Origin of the sequence: Psychrobacillus sp. FSL H8-0487, assembly GCF_038008385.1 — a bacterium.
In the GTDB taxonomy this organism is placed as follows: domain Bacteria; phylum Bacillota; class Bacilli; order Bacillales_A; family Planococcaceae; genus Psychrobacillus; species Psychrobacillus psychrotolerans.
In genome coordinates this window covers 2,848,449-2,867,764 of record NZ_JBBOZA010000001.1, presented here as the reverse complement: position 1 = coordinate 2,867,764, position 19,316 = coordinate 2,848,449, and the positions used below count along the sequence as shown (strand labels likewise).

Genomic DNA, 19,316 nt, shown 5'->3' with positions numbered 1-19,316 from the left:
TATGTTCGTTTTATTAGGAAACAAAAAAAGAGTATGTTAAACTGAAATTATTCAAAAAATGGGAGGCTTATGTATGGAACAAATATTCGAATTACAAGCTCCGTATGAGCCAGCGGGAGATCAAATCGAAGCGATAAAAGAACTAGTTGCGGGTGTTAAAGAAGGAAAAAGATATCAAACCTTACTAGGTGCGACAGGTACTGGTAAAACATATACTATTTCAAATGTTATCCAACAGATAAACAAACCAACGCTAGTGATGGCACATAACAAAACATTAGCAGGTCAATTATATAACGAATTTAAAGAGTTTTTTCCTAACAATGCGGTTGAGTACTTTGTAAGTTACTATGATTATTTTCAACCAGAAGCGTATGTTCCTTCAACCGATACATTTATAGAAAAAGACTCCAGTGTCAATGAGGAAATAGATAAGCTTCGCCATTCTGCAACCTCTTCTTTATTCGAAAGAAAAGACGTTATTATTATTGCGTCTGTATCCTGTATTTACGGATTAGGGAATCCAGAAGAATATAATGAAATGGTCGTATCGCTAAGAACGGGAATGGAAATTGAACGCAATCAGTTATTACGTAAACTCGTCGACATTCAATATGAACGAAACGATTTAAACTTCGTACGTGGAAAGTTTCGTGTTCGCGGTGATGTAGTAGAAATTTTCCCCGCTTCACGTGATGAAAGATGTCTTCGTGTAGAATTTTTCGGAGATGAGATTGATCGGATTCGTGAAGTTAACGCGCTTACGGGAGAAATTTTAGGAGAACGAGATCATGTTGCTATCTTTCCTGCATCCCATTTCGTTACTCGGGAAGAAAAGATGAAGCTAGCGATAGCTAATATTGAAAAAGAATTGGAAGAACAGCTGGCTTACTTACGCAGCGAGGATAAGCTGTTAGAAGCACAACGATTAGAGCAGCGTACAAGATATGATTTAGAAATGATGGAAGAAATGGGCTTTTGTTCAGGCATAGAAAACTACTCCCGCCATTTAACTTTAAGAGAGGCTGGAGCAGTTCCATATACATTACTAGATTATTTTCCAAAAGACTTTTTACTCGTAGTAGATGAAAGTCACGTTTCATTACCTCAAGTAAGAGGAATGTATAATGGTGACCAAGCTAGAAAATCTGTGCTTGTAAATTACGGTTTTCGATTGCCATCTGCACTAGACAACAGACCTTTAACTTTTAATGAATATGAAAAACATATAAACCAAGCTATATTTGTTTCGGCAACACCAGGTCCTTATGAGTTGGAGCATACACCAGAAATGGTAGAGCAAATTATCCGACCAACTGGACTTTTAGATCCTGTCATAACTGTCAAGCCTATTGAAGGACAAATAGATGATTTGATCAATGAAATTCATGAGAGATCTGCCAAAAATGAGCGAGTAATAATCACCACACTAACTAAAAAAATGTCAGAGGATTTAACCGATTACTTAAAAGAAATAGGAATTAAGGTTCAGTACTTACATTCGGAAGTAAAAACTCTAGAACGCACAGAAATTATTCGACAGCTCCGTCTAGGTACGTACGATGTAATAATAGGGATTAACTTATTACGAGAAGGTATAGATATACCGGAAGTTTCTTTAGTAGCTATATTAGATGCTGATAAAGAAGGATTTTTACGTTCTGAACGTTCTTTAATACAAACAATTGGTCGTGCCGCCCGTAACTCAAATGGGGAAGTAATTATGTATGCGGACAAAATGACGGACTCCATGCGAAAAGCGATTGATGAAACGCAACGTCGCCGGACAATTCAAATGGAGTATAACGAAAAACATGGTATTACACCAATAACAATTAAAAAGAAAATAAACGATGTTATCCGTGCAACAAAAGTTGCGGAAGAGGAAGAAACATATGCTCAACGATTAATGAGTGGAAAACCACTATCGAAAGAAGAAAAAGCAACACTTCTAAACAAATTAGAGAAAGAAATGAAAGATGCAGCTAAAGCACTTAATTTTGAACGAGCTGCAGAATTACGGGATGCTATTTTGGAACTGAAGCTGGAAGGGTGATATGTATTGAAAAATCAAGAAATCGTTATTCAAGGTGCACGTGCAAATAATTTAAAAAATGTTAGCTTGAAAATACCAAGAGACAAGCTAGTAGTCATGACTGGACTTTCTGGCTCTGGTAAGTCTTCTTTAGCTTTTGATACTATCTACGCGGAAGGTCAAAGACGCTATGTAGAGTCATTGTCTGCGTATGCACGACAATTTTTAGGACAAATGGAAAAGCCAGATGTTGATGTTATTGAGGGTTTATCACCAGCTATTTCCATCGATCAAAAAACAACGAGTAAAAATCCACGCTCCACTGTAGCAACGGTGACGGAAATTTATGATTATATGCGACTATTGTATGCGCGAGTTGGAAAACCGATATGTCCCAATCATGGTATTGAAATTTCATCACAAACGATTGAACAAATGGTCGATCGCTTAAGTGAATACCCCGAAAAAACAAAGATGCAAGTGTTAGCACCCATTGTTTCAGGTCGTAAAGGAACGCATGTCAAACTTTTGGAAGAGATGAAAAAAGAAGGCTTCGTTCGAGTACGTATTGATGGGGAGTTAATCGATTTAGATGATGATATCAATCTAGACAAAAATAAAAAACATAATATTGAAGTGGTTATCGACCGAATTATCATGAAAGAAGGAGTTGCCCCAAGACTTAGTGATTCCCTAGAGTCTGCACTAAGACTTGCAGATGGTAGAGTTTTAATAGATGTCATGGAGCACGAAGAAGTTCTATTTAGTGAACATCATGCCTGTCCAATATGTGGTTTTTCTATCGGAGAATTAGAGCCTCGTATGTTCTCGTTCAACAGTCCCTTTGGAGCTTGTGGGCAGTGTGACGGACTTGGTACTAAGTTAGAAGTAGATGCGGAATTAGTCGTTCCAGATAAAAGTATTTCCTTAGCAGATGGAGCAATTGTCGCATGGCAACCAACAAGCTCTCAGTATTACCCGAAGCTATTAGAAGCCGTTTGTAAGCATTACAAAATAAAAATGAATGTTCCAGTTGAAAAATTACCAATCGATCAATGGAACAAAATTTTGTATGGATCAGGGGACGATAAAATTCGTTTTCGCTATGAAAATGAATTTGGCCAAGTTCGTGATAGTGAAATGTCATTTGAAGGTGTCCTTGCTAATATTGAACGCAGATTCAAAGATACATCATCGGATTATATTCGTGAGCAAATGGAAAAATATATGGAGCAACACGATTGCCCAGCATGTAAAGGTTATCGTTTAAAAGAGGAAACGCTTGCGGTAAAAATAAATTCCCTTCATATCGGTGAAATTACAAGGTTCTCCATTGAAGAAGCAAATAAATTTTTCGCGGAGTTGTCCTTATCAGAAAAAGATATGCAAATTGCTCGTCTTGTGTTGAGAGAAATTCATGAACGATTAGGATTTTTAGAAAATGTGGGATTAGACTATTTAACATTGAACCGTGCTTCAGGAACTCTATCCGGAGGTGAAGCCCAACGTATTCGTTTAGCTACTCAAATCGGATCAAGACTGACTGGTGTGTTATATATTTTAGATGAACCTTCTATTGGTTTACATCAGCGGGATAACGATCGATTAATTGAGACGCTAAAAAACATGAGAGATATAGGAAATACCTTAATTGTAGTAGAGCATGATGAAGATACAATGATGGCTGCTGACTATTTGATTGATGTGGGACCTGGTGCAGGAGTGCATGGTGGAGAGATAATCGCTGCAGGAACTCCTGAACAAGTGATGAAAAACAAAAAGTCACTAACAGGACAATATTTAAGCGGGAAAAAGTTCATTCCACTTCCAGCTGAAAGAAGAAAACCAGACGGTCGCTTTATCAAAATAAAAGGCGCTTCTGAAAACAACTTAAAAAATGTCAGTGTAGATATTCCGTTAGGCGTATTTACCGCTGTTACAGGAGTTTCAGGATCTGGTAAAAGTACATTAGTCAACGAAATATTATATAAATCATTAGCACAGAAGTTAAATCGCTCTCGAGTAAAACCTGGTATTAGTAAAGGTGTTGAGGGTATAGAAATGTTAGAAAAAGTAATTGAAATTGACCAATCGCCAATAGGTCGTACCCCAAGATCTAATCCCGCTACCTATACTGGAGTGTTTGATGATATACGAGACCTTTTTGCAACAACAAATGAAGCAAAAGTAAGAGGGTATAAAAAAGGAAGATTTAGCTTCAATGTAAAAGGCGGCCGCTGTGAGGCATGTCGCGGAGATGGAATACTCAAAATTGAAATGCATTTCTTGCCAGATGTCTATGTGCCATGCGAAGTCTGTCATGGTAAAAGATATAATCGTGAAACACTAGAAGTACATTACAAAGGTAAAAATATAGCGGATATTTTAAAAATGACTGCAGAGGATGGCTATGCCTTTTTTGAGAACCATCCAAAAATAAGTCGGAAGATAAAAACGATCGTAGATGTAGGATTAGGGTATATGGAATTAGGACAACCTGCTACAACACTTTCTGGTGGTGAGGCACAGCGGGTTAAACTGGCTTCTGAATTACACAAGCGCTCTAACGGGAAGTCATTTTATATTTTAGATGAGCCAACTACGGGTCTGCATGTAGATGATATCGCAAGATTATTGATCGTACTTCAACGTTTAGTAGATAACGGTGATAGCGTGCTAGTAATTGAGCATAATTTAGATGTCATTAAAACAGCAGATTATATGATTGATTTAGGACCTGAAGGTGGAGAAAAGGGTGGTACCATCATTGCGGTAGGTTCACCTGAAAAAATTGCTGCATCAAAAGATTCCTATACAGGGAAGTACTTGAAAACCGTTTTAGAAAGAGATCGACAACGGATGGATGATGTTGTAGCGAAAGCAACTAAAAAGAAAAAAAGTCCAGTATCCACTACATGATGAAACTTTTTGATTTTTCATTCGTATAAAGTAATGTAAGTAAAAATGATTTATAGTATAAATTCATGAGGAGGCCTTTCACTATGCAAGAAGAACGAAAACGTATTTTAGATATGGTTGAAAATGGCACGATTACTGCACAAGAAGCATTGGCATTACTAGAAGAGCTTGGAAAACAAACAGCACCTGTTACACCGTTTGTCCCTGAGGAAAAAGAATATAAAAAGTCATCGAATAATAATACGGATTTCGTCGAGGACTTGAAGCGTGATTTTACCGTGATGGGTGAAAGATTTATGCAGTTTATGCAAGGTACCGTCGACAAAATGAAAGATTTTGAAATGCCATTTGGAGAACCGGTTGTATTTGAAGAAGAATTCGTCCAAGCGGATGTAGATTTCACAGATATCTCTATTAATATTGCGAATGGTAAAGTGGAAGTACTTCCGTCGGAAGAAAAGCATGCGCATGCTAGTGTCAAAGTTAAATCCTTTAAGAATTCATCTGAAGAGGAAGCAAAGGCACGTTTCCGTGAGGAGTTTATATTTACAACAGAAGGAAACAAATTACGTCTGTATAGTGATATGAAAACCACTTCTGTTCAAGTAACGTTATATGTACCAACTAAAGAGTATAACTATATTTCTGCTCGATTGTTTAATGGTGAGTTCTTAGCTAAGAATTTAGAAGCGAATTCATTTAAAGTGAAGACTACAAACGGAAAAGTAGAATTAGAGGACTTGAAGTTTGAAAGAGCTGATATAGAAACGGTTAATGGATCGGTTCAAGTTCAAAGGGTTGTAGGAGAAACAATTGAAGTAGAGACGATGAATGGTCGTATTTACGTAGATGGCAAGCTTAAAGAAATTGAGGGCTCATCGGTAAGTGGACATGTTATTTTAACAACAAAAGATAAAGCAGCCCGTAAAATAGAAGGAACGGCAGTAGCTGGAACGGTCGAACTGTATATTCCAAAAGATGTTTCGATTAAAGGCGAAGCTACTTCCCAAATTGGTAAGATAGATGTTCAATTGGCTGATGTTACGCACTTAAATCAATCTGAGCAGCTGTTAAACAAAAAGGTTGGATTCACGAAAATAGTCGATTCCGAAGCTGTACCTTTACGAGTATACGGTGACGCAAAAACAGGATCTGTTGTTGTCCGTTATACAGTAGAAGGAGAATAAGAAAAAATGGAGGGGGATAATATCCCCCTCCATTTTTTTATGTGCAAAGATAATAAAATGATATTACGGATTTCCGTTTTAGATGGACGCTTACCGCGGGAGTTGCTACACAATGTGGCGTACTTATCCTTTGTTCCATTGGTACGTTCCTGCGGAGTCTTCACTTAACGCTCTTTGTACTAGAGTTCATTTCAACATTAATTATTTCCATATAAACTTATGAATAAATACGTACTATTGTAGTCAGTTATTCGTTTACCTCAAGTGGATATTGTTGATTGGAGCGCAGGTCGGTGACTCCAGTGGGAACAGCAGGAGCACGTGTTTTCGTAGTGACGAGGAGATTGAAGCCGTGCCCACGGAAAGCGTCCGACCAGAGCGGAAAACAACGCCATACCTATGTATGGACGTATTTTTTACAGTATATCTTTTCAAGTTTAACGTTTCTGTTGAATCCAACATAGAATTGCATAGGTGATGGCTTTTGCGCAGTGCATTCTGTAATTCGTGGATTGAAGTAAGATTGCTTCATTTTTATTCGTCATGAATCCACATTCCACTAGTACTGCAGGCATTCTTGTATCTCGAACAACCGCAAAGTCTGCTTTTTTCACTCCTCTATTCGATCTTCTGGTAATCGAGCATAAAGAGTTTTGGATCAGCGATGCGAGAATAGTGGACTGTTTGGAAGGCTTCGTATAGGTGAAGGTTTCAATTCCACTCGTATTATTCCATGTTGTCCCGAATGCATTTGCATGGATAGAAATAAATGCATCCACTCCCAGTTTATTTGCTAACGCTGTTCTTTCGTTTAAAGGAACATCCCTCCCTCTGTCATGACTATTAATAACTATTAGTCCGAAAGCAGTCAGTTCCTTTTTCACAAACTGTGCAACAGCCTCATTAAATTCAAATTCTTTCATTTTTCCATCTAGTGTACGTTTCCCCGCAGTATTAGGTCCGTGGCCTGCATCCAACATAATTTTCATCGGAAAAACCTCCCTTCCTCTCTTAAATAGAAGAAGAAAAGATAAATGGATACAATTTAAGTAGACAATCATGATAAAATAAGTACTAGGTTTGCAAATGTAGGACGAAGGGAGTTAAGGGGTATGTCACATGTGACGACGAAAGATATAAAAGAGCATTTGAATCTCACATTAATAAGTGGGGAAGAAGGTATTGGACGTCACATTTCCATGAGTGATATTTCCAGACCAGGAATTGAAATTGCAGGTTACTTTACACATTATCCTTCAAATCGTATACAGCTTTTAGGAAAGACAGAGATTTCTTTTTTTGCTTTACTACAGCCAAAAGAAAAAAGTGAACGAATGAGAAGGCTTTGTGCACAAGATACACCGGTCATCATTGTCTCACACGGAATGGAAGTACCGAAGGAGTTAATCGCTGCATCCAATGAAAGTTCGGTTCCTGTATTAACGACAAGTTTGCCTACTACAAGATTTTCAAGTATGCTTACAAACTTTTTAGAAAGTAGGTTAGCGCCTTCAACTGCAGTACATGGGGTACTTGTAGATATTTATGGGGTTGGGGTGCTAATCACCGGAAAAAGTGGAGTCGGAAAAAGTGAAACGGCGTTAGAGTTAGTGAAAAGGGGTCACCGTTTAGTAGCGGATGATTGTGTAGAGATTAGACAAGAGGGCGAGGACACGCTAGTTGGAAGTGCGCCGCAGTTAATCGAGCATCTTTTAGAAATCCGCGGATTAGGTATTATCGACATAATGACCTTATTTGGAGCAAGTGCAATTCGGAGTTATAAACGTATAACGCTTGTAATCGAATTAGAAATCTGGGATGAGAAAAAGACATATGATCGCCTAGGTCTAGAAGAAGAGAAAATGGAAATTATTAATACAGCAATTACGAAGTTAACTGTTCCAGTTCGCCCTGGTCGAAATATAGCAGTTATAATTGAAGTGGCAGCCATGAATCATCGATTGAAAAAAATGGGTGTAAATGCTGCGGAAGATTTCGCTAAACGCCTAAATGATGTTATAGAACAAAATACAGAAGTGGATTATTAAATGATGCTTGAAGGGAGATACATATGAGTTTGTTACAAATAATTGATCCAGTAGCTTTTTCGCTAGGACCGTTATCAGTACGTTGGTATGGAGTAATCATTGCTCTAGGTATCGTATTAGCATTTTTCGTGGCACAAAAAGAAATGGTAAAACGAGGATTTCATCCGGATTATTTAACCGATTTACTTATTTGGGCGGTTCCCATTGCTATTCTTAGTGCGCGAATTTACTATGTTATTTTTAAATGGGATTTCTATGGTCAAAACCCTGGCAAAATTATTGAAATTTGGAATGGTGGAATTGCCATTCATGGGGCGTTGATAGGATCGTTTATCACGGCCTATATTTTCACCAAAAAACGCGGCTCTTCTTTTTGGAAGGTTGCAGATATAGTAGCACCGAGTATTTTAATCGGTCAGGCTATTGGTCGGTGGGGAAATTTCATCAATCAAGAAGCTCATGGTGGAGAAGTTACGAGAACTTTCTTAGAAAATTTAATGCTTCCCAATTGGATTATTGAACAAATGTATATAGATGGAAAATATTATCACCCAACTTTTTTATATGAATCCATCTGGAATTTTGTAGGCGTGATCATATTAATATTGCTTCGAAAAGTAAATTTACGTCGAGGGGAAATGGTGCTGTTTTATGCAGTGTGGTATTCTATTGGCCGATTCTTCATCGAAGGAATGCGTACGGACAGTCTCTATTTAATAGGGGAGTTGCGAACTGCACAGGTCGTTTCAATAGTGACCATTGTAGTTGCTCTAATTGTATTTATATATAGAAGAATGACAGTCAAACCTGTTGTTCATTATCAGGATAAGTAAGAAAGCTGGGATAAGATGGGGACGTTGAAAAACGGACTGTTAGCTGGTCTTAAAACAACATGGACATTAAGTAAAGTAATCTTCCCGATTACATTAATTGTAGTGATTTTACAATATACTCCTGTTCTTCCTTGGATTATTGATTTCATCTCGCCGTTTATGGGGTTATTGGGACTTCGGGGAGAAGCAGCAATTCCTTTAGTGCTAGGAAACGCATTAAATTTATATGCCGGGATCGCAGGTATACTATCTTTGGAGTTAACTGTAAAAGAAGTTTTCATATTAGCGACAATGCTTTCCTTTTCACATAATATTTTCATTGAAACTGGAGTTGCCCTTCGCGTTGGAGTGAAATTATGGGTTGTTTTGGTTGTACGATTTGGTTTGGCAATCCTTTCTGCTGTCATTATTAATCTTGTGTGGCAAGGAGGCGGAGAGGTAGCAAAATATGGCGCGCTAAAAGTAAGTCAGCAAGTTCCTGATGGATGGGGAGAAATTATTTTGCTTGGCTTACAGAAGGCAACGTTCGGTGTTATACAATTAGCGCTAATCGTTATACCATTAATGGTCATCATCCAATTTATGAAAGACCGAAATTACTTGCAAAAGTTCTCAGAAAAGCTAGCTCCCTTTACGAAAGTTATTGGCGTACAACCAAATGCTTCTCTTACACTTGTAGCAGGCCTGACGATTGGGCTTGCTTATGGCGCAGGTGTAATGATTCAAGCAGTGCAAGAGGATGGAGTTAGTAAAAAGGATGCAACATTGGTCTTTATATTCTTAGTGGCATGTCACGCAGTGGTCGAGGATACATTGATCTTTATGCCATTAGGAATTCCGATATGGCCATTACTATTAATAAGATTAATAACCGCTTTCGTATTAACAATTGTAGTTGCTTATGTTTGGAGGAAAGCGGAGCAAAGTAAACATAAGGAAGTGGTAGTCCCGTGAAAAACTATAAAGCACTACTTTTTGATTTAGACGGCACATTATTAGATACGAACGAACTAATTATTGAATCTTTTTTACACGTATTAGGAGAAACATTTCCGGGGAAATATAGTCGGGAGCATGTGCTACCTTTTTTAGGTCCACCATTATATGAAACATTTGATGGAATAGATCCAACATTAACGGAGACTTTAACTGCTTCTTATCGTAAATGGAACCTAGAAAGACATGACCAGATGGTAGCACCGTTTGAAGGTGTCGTAGATACTTTACGACAACTAAAGCAGGATGGCTATAAAATGGCCATTGTTTCTACTAAAAGAAGAGAAATGATTGATCGAGGTCTCCAATTAATGGAGTGTGAAACATTATTTGATACGATTGTTGGATTCGAGGATGTTACGCATACTAAGCCCGACCCTGAGCCAATCCAAATAGCACTTCAAAGAATTGGAGCTAATAAAGAAGACGCACTGATGATTGGCGACAACTTTCATGATATTGTAGGAGGGCAAAGAGCTGGTGTTGATACAGCAGCTGTAGCTTGGTCCATCAAAGGAGAAGCACACTTAGCTACTTATAATCCTACTTATATGCTTCATCAAATGAGTGACCTACTAGATATAGTAAAAGGGCAGCATATATGAGAAGGACCGAGCGTTATCCTGTAAAAGGTGCAAACTCTCTATGGCATGTATATGACACTGTTCCATTTTGGAAAGTGATGAAAAATTTTATCTTTATACAGGCGGCTAGATATTCCCCATTTTTAAGTTGGAAGAACTTTTTCTATCGGACCTTTTTGAAAATGGAGGTAGGAAAGGAAACTTCTTTTGCTTTAATGGTGATGGTGGATGTCATGTTCCCAGAGCGTATTAAAGTAGGCGACAATTCCATTATTGGCTACAATACGACAATTCTAGCACATGAATATTTAATCGATGAATATCGTATCGGTGATGTCATAATTGGTAATCGAGTATTGATTGGTGCAAATACGACCATTTTACCTGGCATTACAATTGGAGATGACGCAATTGTTTCTGCGGCAACTCTTGTCAATGCAGATGTCCCAGAAGGATGCTTTGTTGGAGGAAACCCAATGCGCATTATTTATACGAAAGAACAAATGATAGAACGAAGTAAAAACTAATGAAAAGGCTATCCTATAATGGATAGCCTTTTTTGTGTGGGAAAAATTTACTATTCCAACTAAAGGGCTCAAAATTCCAACTAAACATGCAAAAATTCCAACTACCCCCTTCAAAATTCCAACTACCAGGACCAAAATTCCAACTAAACAATCTCGTTCCTTATTAACACTGATAAATTCTCTCCACTAAAAATATCTCACTCAAAAAGAGGGAATACCAACAAGTTGACGAAATGGTTAAAATAGTATAAAATTTTATTAATTCATCTTGTTAGTTCTCTAGTGTACTAAAGTATTTTTAGGAGTGGTAATGTGAGCAAAATTCAAATGTTTGAAAAACCTCTTGGAATGAGAGATTCGTTTCCAGAAGTAAACGAACAAAAAGAATACATACGATTAACAGCAAGAGACTTTATACGAAGAAAAGGGTACGACTTTATAAAAACGCCTTCCGTGGAGTATTTCGAAACAATAGGAAAGGCTTCCGCTATTGATGAATCATCATTGTTTAAACTAGTAGACAACCAAGGCGAGATGCTAGTTTTACGTCCCGATATGACGACGCCGATTGCTAGAATAGCAGCTTCTAAGTTATTGAAGGAAAAAAATCCATTACGCTTAGCATACTATGCGGATGTATTTCGAGCACAACAGCGAGAAGGCGGAAGACCAGCAGAGTTTGAGCAGCTAGGACTCGAACTAATTGGCGATTTTAGTCCTTATGCTGATAGTGAAATAATTTATACAGCAATCGAACTGTTGAAGGATTTAGGAGTTCAAGGCTTCCGAATTACAATCGGTCACGCTGAAATTCTAACGGCATTCTTGACAAATAACACGAATAATAATGAAGAGGTTGAATTGCTAAGACAACTATTAGTTGAGAAGAATTTAGTAGGTTTCTCACAAATGTTAGAAAGCATGAACTTACTAGAAGAACAAAAAGACAGACTAAGTAAAATAATAGAATTTACAATCGATTCCAATGTATTTTCTGATTTCCGTCAATTCCTTAATGATGATCAACAATATTTGATTGATCAAGTGGAAGAACTTCAAGCTCTATTAGAATTCCAATTGAATGACTTTTCGGTTGTATCTTTTGATTTCTCTTTGGCAAGTCATATGAGCTATTACACAGGCATGCTGTTTGAGATTCATGCGGCAGGAAGTGGCTTCTCTATTGGAAATGGTGGTCGATATGATGAGTTATTTAAACAGTTCAACGAAAAAGTAGGAGCTACTGGATTTGGAATCCGAGTAGATCGATTATTGGAAGTTTTACCGAAGCAACTAATGAAAGAAAAGCGCACACTTCTTCTATTTGATACAGGCTCTTTTTCTAAAGCGAATGTGTTAGCAGAAGCTAGAAGAAATGCATCCGAATATGTGACACTGCAATACGCGGAGAGTGTAAGTGATATTGAAGCGTTTAAACAAATTTTCGATGAAGTCATTATCGTGTCCGAAGGTGGTTCTTTCCGTGAAGAATGAATTAACAATTGCAATGCCAAAAGGGCGTATTTTTGAAGAAGCATATAAACTATTTGTCCAAGCAGGATTTAACTTACCGGCCGAGATTGATGATTCTAGAAAGTTAATCGTAGAGGCTCCCGACGAGCGCATTCAATTCATATTGGCAAAACCGATGGATGTACCTGTATACGTTGAACATGGTGTAGCGGATATCGGTATTGCGGGCAAGGATGTTTTGCTAGAGCAGCATCGTGATGTCCATGAACTGTTAGATTTACAAATTAGTAATTGTTATATTGCTACTGCAGGTCTTCCGAACACAACGATGAACGATATTGCTCCTCGTGTTGCTACAAAGTATCCTAGAATCGCAACAAACTTCTATAAGGAAAAAGGAGAGCAAGTGGAAATCATAGAGTTGAATGGATCGATTGAGCTGGCTCCAATGATCGGTCTTGCAGATCGCATTGTCGACATTGTTTCCACTGGACAGACTCTTAAGGAAAATGGCTTAGTAGAATATGAAAAAATTGTACCCATTTCCTCGCGGTTGATCGTCAATCCAGTAAGCTACCGAGTAAAAAGTGAACGGATTAATGCTTTTATTGCACAACTAAAAAATGAATTGAACAAAAGGTAGGGAATCCTATGAGAATAGAAAAGCTTACAAATAAAATTTCATTATTGCGTTCGGTGGAACAAGCAAATGCCGATCATTTAACGACAGTTCGTGAGGTAATTACGGATGTACGAAAAAATGGTGATCTAGCACTTTTTCGTTACACAGAAAAATGGGATGGCGCAAAACTCACATCACTCAAAGTAACCAAAGAAGAGATAGACGAAGCGTATGCTAATTTTGATAGACAATTGATAGGTGATTTGGAAGAGGCAGCTGCTAATATTCGCGCATTTCATACAGAGCAGGTTCGCAAACAAATAGACTTTCCATTAGCTAACAATTCTTATATTCAATACAAAATTTCACCATTAGATGCGGTAGGTTTATATGTACCGGGTGGAACAGCTGCTTATCCTTCCTCGGTATTAATGAACGCAATACCTGCATTAGTAGCAGGAGTAGGCAGGGTGGTTATTGTATCACCACCATCGAGTAATGGAAAACTACCTGATTCAGTATTAGTAGCAGCTCGTATAGCTGGCATTACCGAAATATATAAAGTTGGCGGTGCTCAAGCTATAGCGGCTTTGGCCTACGGTACTGAGTCGATAAGAGCGGTAGATAAGATTACGGGACCGGGAAATAGCTTTGTAGCACTTGCTAAAAGAGAAGTGTTTGGTAGAGTTGCAATCGATATGATAGCTGGTCCAAGTGAAATAACGATAATTGCAGATGAAACTGCCTATGCAGACGAGGTAGCAGCCGATCTTTTGGCGCAAGCAGAGCACGACCGATTTGCAAGCTCTGTTTTAATTACTACAAGTGAATCTCTGGCAGAACAAGTTTCCTCAGAAGTAGAAAGACAATTAAAGCTTCTTCCGAGAGAAGAAATTGCTCGTGCTTCTATTGAAAACTTCGGATATATCTATATTGCAGAATCATTAGAACAAGCGGTAGATGCGGTTAATGAACTTGCACCAGAGCATTTGGAAATTATTACAAAGCAACCAGAGGAACTCAGTAAAAAAATTAAGCATGCTGGAGCTATTTTCATCGGGAGATTCAGTAGTGAGCCAGTAGGTGATTATTTTGCCGGTACCAATCATGTACTTCCGACAAATAGCACGGCAAGATTTTCAAGTGGATTATGTGTAGATGATTTTGTGAAGAAAACAAGTGTCGTCTACTATTCGAAAGAAATGTGGCAGGAGCAATATCCTAAAATTGCACGCTTAGCGAGACTAGAGCAATTAGAAGGGCATGCTAGGTCTGTAGAGTCAAGAAGTTGGGATAAGGGGGATTCACAATGACAAACAAAAGAACGGCAAAAATAGAAAGAATGACGAACGAAACAAAAGTATGGGTTGAAATAGATTTAGATGGTGAAGGGAAAGCGGACATAGATACAGGAGTACCATTTATGGACCACATGCTAGATTTATTTACTAAGCATGGCTTATTTGATGCATCTATTAAAGCTAAGGGAGATACATATATTGATGATCACCATACGACAGAAGACATCGGTATTGTTCTAGGACAAGCGGTAAAAGAAGCATTAGGAGACAAAACAGGTATTAAACGCTATGGTAATGCCTTTGTACCAATGGATGATGCTTTAGCACAAGTAGTCATTGATATTTCGAATCGTCCACATTTAGAGTTTCGTGCACAGTTTCCAACTGAAAAAGTAGGGAATTTTGATACAGAACTTGTTCATGAATTTCTCTGGAAATTTGCCTTGGAGGCACGTATGAATGTACATGTAATCGTTCATTATGGTGCAAATACACATCATATAATTGAAGCAATTTTCAAAGCATTGGCTCGAGCTATTGATGATGCTATTACAAAAGACGATCGAGTGAAGGGTGTCCCTTCTACAAAAGGTCTACTTACATAAGAAGGAGAGAATAATATGACGTCGATTCAAGTTTACCCTGCAATTGATATGAAAGGTGGAAAATGTGTCCGCCTGTATCAGGGAGATTATGAGCAAGAAACCGTTTATGGAGATTCTCCATTCGATATGGCTAAGAAGTTTGCGGATGAAGGTGCTACATGGATTCATCTAGTGGATTTAGATGGGGCAAAAGATGGTGAAAAAATTCATGCTGACGTAGTTATACGCATTGCAAAAGAGCTACCAGTTAGTGTACAAATTGGTGGAGGCATTCGTACAAAAGAGGACGTTTTATTTTATTTGAATAACGGTGTAAATCGGGTAATTATAGGAAGTCTTGCTATTTCACAACCGGACTTAGTAGTAGAGTTATTGGAAGAATTCGGGGGTGACCGAATTGTCATCGGACTAGATGCAAAAGATGGCATGGTGGCTACACACGGGTGGCTAGAAACCTCTACGCAATCTGCCGTTGAGGTCGGTCAGTTTTTTGCTTCTAAAGGTGCCAAACACGTTATCTTTACGGACATTGCAACAGATGGAACGCTTCAAGGACCAAACTTACTGGCAAACAAAGAACTTGCTGAAGAAACGGGATTATCTATTATTGTATCGGGTGGGATTAGTTCGTTAGAAGATATTGCAGCCGTAGCAAAATTAGCGCAAACGACTACAGTTGCTGGTGTAATTACAGGTAAAGCATTGTACAATGAGCGGTTTACGCTTTCTGAAGCACTTCAAGAATCGATTAAATAAGTAAATAACCATTCGGTCATATCGAATGAAAGAGGAGTAAAACTATCATGACTAATTTAACATTTGATGAAAAAGGTTTAATACCTGTAATTGTGCAACACGCGATGACAAGAGAAGTATTAACTCTTGCGTATATGAATGAGGAAGCTTATGCAAAAACGGTAGAAACCGGAGAAGTATGGTTTTTTAGCCGTAGCAGACAGGAACTTTGGCATAAGGGCAAAACTTCGGGAAATACGCAAAAAGTAGTTTCTATTAAGACAGACTGTGACTCGGATGCATTAGTAGTAGAAGTACTGCCAGCGGGACCTGCTTGTCATACTGGAGAAGATACATGCTTCCATAAGACAGTAGAGAAAATGGATGACACGGTAGGCTTTAATGCAATCTCCTCTCTTATTAATGTTATCGAAGAAAGACAGCAGTCGATGCCAGAAGGTGCGTATACAACGTACTTATTTGAAAAGGGTGTAGATAAAATTTGTAAAAAAGTGGGGGAAGAGGCATCTGAAGTTATTATTGCTTCCAAAAATAATGATGGAGAAGAACTGAAGTGGGAAGCGGCAGATCTTCTATATCATTTACTAGTTCTTTTACAAAACCAACAAGTCAGTTTCTATGACTTACTGCAAGTATTACAGAAGAGACATGAAGCCAAAGCAGATAAAAAATAAATATATGTGATATACTGAAGAATATACTAATAAGGGACGTTTTTAACGTTCCTTATTATTTTTCGGAGGATTATATTGAATAAAAAAAGTAAAAAAATACTTAGAGAAAATATCATATCGTTTTTACCTACGGGTGAATACTACTATAAAAAAGCATTAGATGAACTACAAAAAGACCAATATGAAAAAGCACATAAATATTTAAAACGAGCAGCAGAACTTAGTCCTAATGATCCCATGATATTGCTACAATATGCGATATTACAAATGGAGATAGATAATTTTGAACTAGCTCATGAGCTTTTGAGAAGTGCCCATGCTATTGATGGTAATGAGTCTGAAATAGTTTTCTTTTTAGCGGAAGTAAATGCCCATCTCGGGAATTTTGTAGAGGCCAATAAATTTGCTCAGATGTATTTGGAAATGGATATACAAGGGGAATATACGGAAGAAGCAATGGAAATTGTTGACTTCACTGAGCAGGAAGATATAGTTTCACTTCAAGTAGATGCACCATCAGGTGAAGCGTTATTTTTACAAGAAAAATCGAGACGTTTGATGGAACAAGGGAAGTTTGCAGAGGCGGTAGAGCTATTAGAATCTATCGTGGTGGATCATCCAGATTTTTGGGCAGCATTTAATAATTTGGCGCTTGCTTATTTTTATATTGGCGAAGAGGAACAAGCGAAAGCTTTATTACATGATGTCCTACATGAAAATAGAGGTAATATCCACGCGCTATGTAATTTAGCAGTGATTCATTACTATGAAAAAAATGTAGAAGATCTGGAAGAAATCGTAGAGTTATTAGGAAAGATAAACCCTTACTTTGTTGAACATCGCTATAAGTTAGGTGCAACATTTGCGTTAATAGGCAAATATGATCAAGCCTTTAAATGGCTGAGAAGTTTACAGCGAAAAGGTTTTGAAGGGGATCCAGGATTCTATTTCTGGTTGTCTCATTCTGCTTATTTCTCTGGTCATGAAGAGATTGCTAAAAGTGCTTGGAAGTCGTTATTAAAACTAGATCCCGAAAAAGCTGGATTTGAACCTTGGTTACCTCAGAAAAGTGAATCAGATGATGCGGCTTCTAAAATTCAAAAGGAATACATTTTAGAGAAGATCGAGCATAAGCATGTGAGTGAACGTATATATGGGTTTTATTTGTTAGGGAAATCCAAGCATCGTCAAGAAATTATTTCACATCCTAAATGGATTGTTGTAGACAATCTAACAACGATGGAAAAACTATTCCTGGCCAATTCATTGGGGCATGATTTTGATGAAAAATCTCCTGCGGAGAAAGCTTTCCTACGGGCTATTGCAGCGACAGATTTATTGTATGATAAATATAAGCCGTTGGAACATGAAGACACATTTCTATTTCAAATGTGGTTTGTACTAGTGGAACGTGCACTAGAAAAAGGCTATAGCTTCAAAAATCCAAGTGCATTAGCAGCGGCAACGGAATATATGTTTGAATCGTCTCGTTCTAAAAATGTAACGAAAAAATATTATGCCGAGCAATATGGTATTACGACCAATACATTGACTAAATATATTAACGAACTAATGCCATTTTTGCCTCTTTTTGATGCGTAGGCAAAATAGTTGAAGCGTATGAAAAAATCCTATAGATTGAGGATAGTAGCAATGTATGTAGGAGGAATAGAAGATGACTGTAGATAAAATTTATGATGTAATAATAATTGGTGCTGGACCAGCAGGAATGACAGCGGCGGTATATACTTCACGCGCAAACCTTTCCACTTTAATGATTGAACGTGGGATTCCAGGTGGACAAATGGCAAACACAGAAGAAGTTGAAAACTATCCTGGATTTGAAATGATCTTAGGACCTGAGCTTTCTACTAAAATGTTTGATCATGCGAAAAAATTTGGTGCGGAATATGCATACGGCGATGTGTCAGAAATTGTTGATGGAGAAGCTTACAAAACAGTTAAGGTAAGTGGAAAAGAATATAAAGCATTAGCAGTCATTATTTCTTCTGGTGCGGAATATAAAAAAATGGGAATTCCGGGCGAAACTGAGCTTGGTGGCCGCGGAGTTAGTTATTGTGCAGTTTGTGATGGAGCTTTCTTTAAACAGAAAAACCTTGTAGTTGTAGGTGGGGGAGACTCTGCTGTTGAAGAAGGTGCGTTCCTAACGAAATTTGCAAACAAAGTAACTATTGTGCATCGTCGTGATACTTTGCGTGCACAAAAAATTCTTCAAGATCGCGCATTTGCAAACGAGAAAATTGATTTTATCTGGAACACAACATTAAAAGAAATTCATGGCAAAGATGGTAAAGTAGCAAGTGTTACATTAGTGTCTACTGTGGACGGTACGGAAAAAGAATTTGAAACAGACGGTGTATTTGTATATGTAGGGATGCTTCCATTAACAAAACCTTTTGGAAACTTAGGCATTTTAAATGACAATGGGTATATTGTGACAAACGAAAAAATGGAAACAACTGTACCTGGGATATTCGGCGCAGGAGATGTTCGTGAGAAAATGCTTCGTCAAATCGTTACTGCAACAGGCGACGGAAGTATTGCTGCACAAGCTGCGCAACACTATATTGAAAAATTGAAAGACAAAACAATCTCAAACGCTTAATTTAACTTTATTTTAATCTGATTGTAAACGTCTTGAAATATACAAAGTGTATAGTAAAGAATATAAATTGACCCCCCTTTTTATATAGAAACATTTGAACGGGCTGTTTCGCGATATTAATCGTGAAGCA

The 19,316-nt window shown here is 37.8% G+C and carries 17 protein-coding genes; 16 read left to right on the top strand and 1 reads right to left on the bottom strand.

The window, feature by feature from the left end; translation table 11 throughout:
• Positions 1-73: 73 nt before the first annotated feature.
• From uvrB to MHI47_RS14620, 3 genes are all read left to right on the top strand, one after another.
• Positions 74-2,056, top strand: a complete 1,983-nt coding sequence (gene uvrB, locus MHI47_RS14630; RefSeq protein WP_093537645.1) for an excinuclease ABC subunit UvrB — start codon at positions 74-76, stop codon at positions 2,054-2,056.
• Between the two features lie 6 nt (positions 2,057-2,062).
• Positions 2,063-4,954 (top strand): excinuclease ABC subunit UvrA, encoded by a 2,892-nt coding sequence (uvrA, locus tag MHI47_RS14625; RefSeq protein WP_093537646.1) that lies wholly within the window; start codon positions 2,063-2,065, stop codon positions 4,952-4,954.
• Positions 4,955-5,037: 83 nt separating this feature from the next.
• Positions 5,038-6,141, top strand: coding sequence for a DUF4097 family beta strand repeat-containing protein (locus MHI47_RS14620; protein WP_340763216.1), 1,104 nt, complete (start codon positions 5,038-5,040; stop codon positions 6,139-6,141).
• Between the two features lie 437 nt (positions 6,142-6,578).
• Here MHI47_RS14620 and MHI47_RS14615 read toward each other — a convergent pair whose 3' ends face one another.
• Complete coding sequence (locus tag MHI47_RS14615) at positions 6,579-7,130, bottom strand: N-acetylmuramoyl-L-alanine amidase family protein (RefSeq protein WP_340831310.1); 552 nt, start codon at positions 7,128-7,130, stop codon at positions 6,579-6,581.
• Between the two features lie 123 nt (positions 7,131-7,253).
• Between MHI47_RS14615 and hprK the strand changes: the two genes are divergently transcribed.
• The 13 genes from hprK (at position 7,254) to trxB (ending at position 19,186) form a co-directional block, all read left to right on the top strand.
• Positions 7,254-8,189, top strand: coding sequence for an HPr(Ser) kinase/phosphatase (gene hprK, locus MHI47_RS14610; RefSeq protein WP_340763212.1), 936 nt, complete (start codon positions 7,254-7,256; stop codon positions 8,187-8,189).
• A 23-nt stretch (positions 8,190-8,212) separates the two neighbouring features.
• On the top strand, positions 8,213-9,022 hold the full coding sequence (gene lgt / locus MHI47_RS14605) for a prolipoprotein diacylglyceryl transferase (RefSeq protein ID WP_093537650.1): 810 nt from the start codon (positions 8,213-8,215) through the stop codon (positions 9,020-9,022).
• Between the two features lie 15 nt (positions 9,023-9,037).
• Positions 9,038-9,976, top strand: coding sequence for a nucleoside recognition domain-containing protein (locus MHI47_RS14600; RefSeq protein WP_340831309.1), 939 nt, complete (start codon positions 9,038-9,040; stop codon positions 9,974-9,976).
• A complete protein-coding gene (gene ppaX, locus MHI47_RS14595) occupies positions 9,973-10,623 on the top strand; it encodes a pyrophosphatase PpaX (protein WP_340831308.1) in 651 nt (216 codons plus the stop codon). The genes MHI47_RS14600 and ppaX overlap by 4 nt, the downstream gene beginning before the upstream one ends.
• Positions 10,620-11,129, top strand: coding sequence for an acyltransferase (locus tag MHI47_RS14590; protein ID WP_340763209.1), 510 nt, complete (start codon positions 10,620-10,622; stop codon positions 11,127-11,129). Before ppaX ends, MHI47_RS14590 begins: the two co-directional genes overlap by 4 nt.
• Before the next feature lie 312 nt (positions 11,130-11,441).
• Positions 11,442-12,623 (top strand): ATP phosphoribosyltransferase regulatory subunit, encoded by a 1,182-nt coding sequence (locus tag MHI47_RS14585; protein WP_340831307.1) that lies wholly within the window; start codon positions 11,442-11,444, stop codon positions 12,621-12,623.
• Between the two features lie 13 nt (positions 12,624-12,636).
• The gene (gene hisG / locus MHI47_RS14580; protein WP_245762730.1) at positions 12,637-13,245 is read left to right on the top strand and encodes an ATP phosphoribosyltransferase; all 609 of its coding nucleotides are present in this window, start codon (positions 12,637-12,639) and stop codon (positions 13,243-13,245) included.
• Between the two features lie 8 nt (positions 13,246-13,253).
• The gene (gene hisD / locus MHI47_RS14575) at positions 13,254-14,537 is read left to right on the top strand and encodes a histidinol dehydrogenase (RefSeq protein ID WP_340831306.1); all 1,284 of its coding nucleotides are present in this window, start codon (positions 13,254-13,256) and stop codon (positions 14,535-14,537) included.
• Positions 14,534-15,130, top strand: a complete 597-nt coding sequence (gene hisB, locus MHI47_RS14570) for an imidazoleglycerol-phosphate dehydratase HisB (protein WP_340831305.1) — start codon at positions 14,534-14,536, stop codon at positions 15,128-15,130. Before hisD ends, hisB begins: the two co-directional genes overlap by 4 nt.
• Positions 15,131-15,145: 15 nt before the next feature.
• Positions 15,146-15,886, top strand: coding sequence for a 1-(5-phosphoribosyl)-5-[(5-phosphoribosylamino)methylideneamino]imidazole-4-carboxamide isomerase (hisA, locus tag MHI47_RS14565; protein ID WP_093537657.1), 741 nt, complete (start codon positions 15,146-15,148; stop codon positions 15,884-15,886).
• A 47-nt stretch (positions 15,887-15,933) separates the two neighbouring features.
• Positions 15,934-16,560: a bifunctional phosphoribosyl-AMP cyclohydrolase/phosphoribosyl-ATP diphosphatase HisIE gene (gene hisIE, locus MHI47_RS14560; protein WP_340831304.1), complete on the top strand. Its 627-nt coding sequence runs from the start codon at positions 15,934-15,936 to the stop codon at positions 16,558-16,560.
• A gap of 75 nt (positions 16,561-16,635) precedes the next feature.
• On the top strand, positions 16,636-18,162 hold the full coding sequence (locus tag MHI47_RS14555) for a tetratricopeptide repeat protein (protein WP_340831303.1): 1,527 nt from the start codon (positions 16,636-16,638) through the stop codon (positions 18,160-18,162).
• A 73-nt stretch (positions 18,163-18,235) separates the two neighbouring features.
• On the top strand, positions 18,236-19,186 hold the full coding sequence (gene trxB / locus MHI47_RS14550) for a thioredoxin-disulfide reductase (protein WP_340769894.1): 951 nt from the start codon (positions 18,236-18,238) through the stop codon (positions 19,184-19,186).
• Positions 19,187-19,316: the final 130 nt, after the last annotated feature.